Origin of the sequence: Bacillus sp. JJ1764 (assembly GCF_036962145.1) — a bacterium.
GTDB lineage: Bacteria > Bacillota > Bacilli > Bacillales > Cytobacillaceae > Neobacillus.
Window position 1 is genome coordinate 1 of record NZ_JBALNY010000259.1, and the last position, 3,106, is coordinate 3,106.

The following is a 3,106-nucleotide window of genomic DNA, read 5'->3' on the forward strand; positions in this document are numbered from 1 at the left end:
TTGATTCTTTAACGGACTTTTCAAAAACAATATCTTTGACATATTTTTTTAACTCTGGTTTGTCGAATAATGTTTCTTTTAGAGAATTATTTGTTAATTTATAACCTTCATTAACTTTGCTTTTATCATCAAGGATAGCTTGGATGCCTTGATTTATCGCATCTTCATAAATCAACTTTCGGTACCTCTCAGTGTATTCCTTTCTAAATAATCCTACAAAACTATCAAAATAACTCTTGTCAAACATAGGAATATAAGCTAATTCTAATGCTGGTACTTTAATGTGCAAAATCTTGGATTTTTTATCAAAATAAATGTCTTCTTTTTTGATATTTTTCAAATCATAACCAAGCATAAAGTAACCAAACAAATGGATGTTGTATTCTTTTCCGAAAAGATACTTTCCGAATTTTTTGCCTGTTGTTTCAAGCCAAATATCATCATCTTGATGTTTTAAAAATTCATAAGTGTCATCTTCGGTGTAATCGAAGTCTTGGACATCCTCATATCCGAAGTGTTTGCTGATTTCTCGCACCTTATCGTATGCGATATTTTCTACGATGACCTCACCTTCTATTGCTGTTGTTGCTTTTACTACTTTTTCTTCTTCATCTTTCAAAAGCATATATGTTCCTGCTGATCCAACGGAGGCACAAAGCAATGCAAAAACAATGGTAATAACAATTTTTTTCTTCGATGATTGCTTCATATTAACTCTAAATTCTAGCATAATTTTTTTCTCCCTATTATTTTTATATACTTATATCTTTCTTTGGAGTAGTTTTTATTGTACAGCCATAATATTTTCTAATACACTTCTAATCTGTCGTGCAATTTGGGTATTATCCATATGATTATCCTCCAATTACATCTACACATAAATATCGAAACTCAGAATTGCTAGCAGGGAAAGCTGAGTAAGTTTTCCATTTCATCTTATGTAGACTTTTCAAATAAAAAGGATTTTCCCGCCCGTTTGTGGTTCCATACCCTGCTACTTCTTTCCAGCTGCATTCCCCTGAAAGGCAATTTCCCTCAAAAAGAAGAAAATCCTCGTCAACTGATCTGCTTTTTACAGGTGGCTGCCAATACAAATGGTCATTGGTTAATAGAATAGCATATCCCATTCTATGAGGATTTTCTAAACATAATCCCTCTATCGATTGAACATCCTTTAAGAAATCATACCGACTTATGTCCTGTGCACGATGATTTTTAAGATCATATTTCGCACCATTTACCTCAACAGAAGGTTTTTTAGTCTTGTGGCAATTGAATTACAATTTCTTTTCCATCATGTTCACTCCAAAGGTCAACACTTATTCCGTTGATCGTTTTGTTTTTTTCTGGTTTTAGCCCCTCTGTTCTAAGTATATTATGTAAAGCATCTTGAAAATCCCTCTCAGACCGAAACACAGGTCTTTTCTCCGAAAGCAAAGACAATATTCCTTCGATATTTACCATGATTTTAACCTCCTATCAAGAAAACCTCATTGTTTACCAATAAATATATGGAATCGGTTCTAAAGCTTTTTTGCACGGCTGGGATGTTTCGGTTGTTTACTTTTCAAAACTTCTAAACAATGAATCTCCCTCGATAAACTCTTAATCAAGGTTAGAACTTCACGATCCCTTCGTCTGAATGAACCATGCTCGCCCCAAGCAGCAATGATTATGTCAGCATTTTTTACAGCATTCAGAATATACTCGTCATTGTCTTTTCCCACAGGATTCTTTGCAACTTTCATCACTTGTGGGTCTGTTGCCCTTATTGCGAACAAATTTACTACTTCAAGTGAGCCAAATGAGCCATTTTCCCATCTTTTTGAGAAATCGATACAACGACTTAATGTTTGGTGTCTTCGTATTCATCGGCTGTACTTGGGTTTAGGCAAATAAATGCCACTCTTTTTTTATCTTTATACCATGTTCTTTTTATTGAATAACGATACTCTCTCTGTTCATCAAAAATTGCCTCTTTAATCATAAAACTCGCCCCCACATAAAGGCTTTACATAAGATTCTTTATATTACTCTTTAAAGAATATATCCTTTGCTTCTTGTACAATATTCATAGCTGTATCCAAACTTTTGTCACTGGTACATTGAATTCAATCTTTAAAACATTAACTGCATTTACTAGTTTTATAATACGGTTATGGCCTTGAAAAAATGTTACACCAGTTTTATTGTATTCTGGGATAAAACTAGATCCTAATACAGCTTGTACTTTTTCAACTAATTCTTCGCTATAATTATAAAACCTATAATTTGTTATATTCCAATTTTCATTCTCCTTACTTGCCATAGGGATTTGAATGTATGATTTGATACTCCTGCATTCAAAGTCTCCGAAGGTCTAGTAAAAAGGGGCTCAAGTACATACTCTAGCATTTTTTCGATAATTTGACGGTCTTTTTCCGTTTCTAATTCTAGCCAAAAAACGTCAAGCTCTCCTTAGTGTTTTAAGAAAAATTTATGCCAACGCTGTTCTTTTGTATCACCAGGCACGGGTTGAAACGATTCGAGATAATGGCTATACAGTCTATTCTTAAGTGGCTTTCGCTTCCCAATATAGAGAATTTCTGTCTTGAAATGCTTCCACTTACCCTCTCCAGAATCAAATGGCAAAATTTTGTTTTAGAATAAAAATTTTTCATAATCCATGAAAATACAACTCGTATTTTCCATAATTTATTTTAGATATACATTACATCTGCCCTATCCTTGTTAGTTCTTTTGATTTTCTTACAATTTCGAAATAGTTCTTTAGACTCATTCCACATATAAACAATAATTTCCTTTTATCAGCTAAAACAATAAATTTCAATCACTAAAAAAGTGTCAAATAACTCCAGAAAATTGGATAGTTCCTGACACCTTTTTTCTATTCAGTGATTTAAGGACTCATTAACAAACTCTATTTAATTTACCACCATAAAAAGTCTACCTACTCTTAAATTAGGCTTTAACGAGAGTTATCGTTTTTCATGGGATTGCGTTAGCAAAATGTTAGCATTAATTATTAATTGGAATTTCATAACAATCACTTACAATTGTTTCCACAATACTGTAAAATATCTCCCTTCACACTATGCAATTAAAC

Annotated in this window: 2 protein-coding genes and 1 pseudogene; all 3 read right to left on the reverse strand. The window is 32.8% G+C overall.

What is annotated here, in order from left to right; genetic code table 11:
• The coding region (locus V7083_RS23590; RefSeq protein WP_335482646.1) for a hypothetical protein at positions 1-730 on the reverse strand (730 nt) is incomplete at its 3' end.
• Positions 731-1,257: 527 nt separating this feature from the next.
• Entirely contained in the window at positions 1,258-1,464 is a 207-nt protein-coding gene (locus V7083_RS23595) for a hypothetical protein (RefSeq protein ID WP_335482648.1), read from the reverse strand.
• A gap of 59 nt (positions 1,465-1,523) precedes the next feature.
• Positions 1,524-1,987, reverse strand: a pseudogene (locus tag V7083_RS23600) (DUF1643 domain-containing protein).
• Positions 1,988-3,106 lie beyond the last annotated feature (1,119 nt).

Coding starts and splice junctions, on each gene's coding strand:
- V7083_RS23595 (WP_335482648.1), bottom strand. CDS start 1,464: ATGGTAAATATCGAAGGAATATTGTCTTTGCTTTCGGAGAAAAGACCT.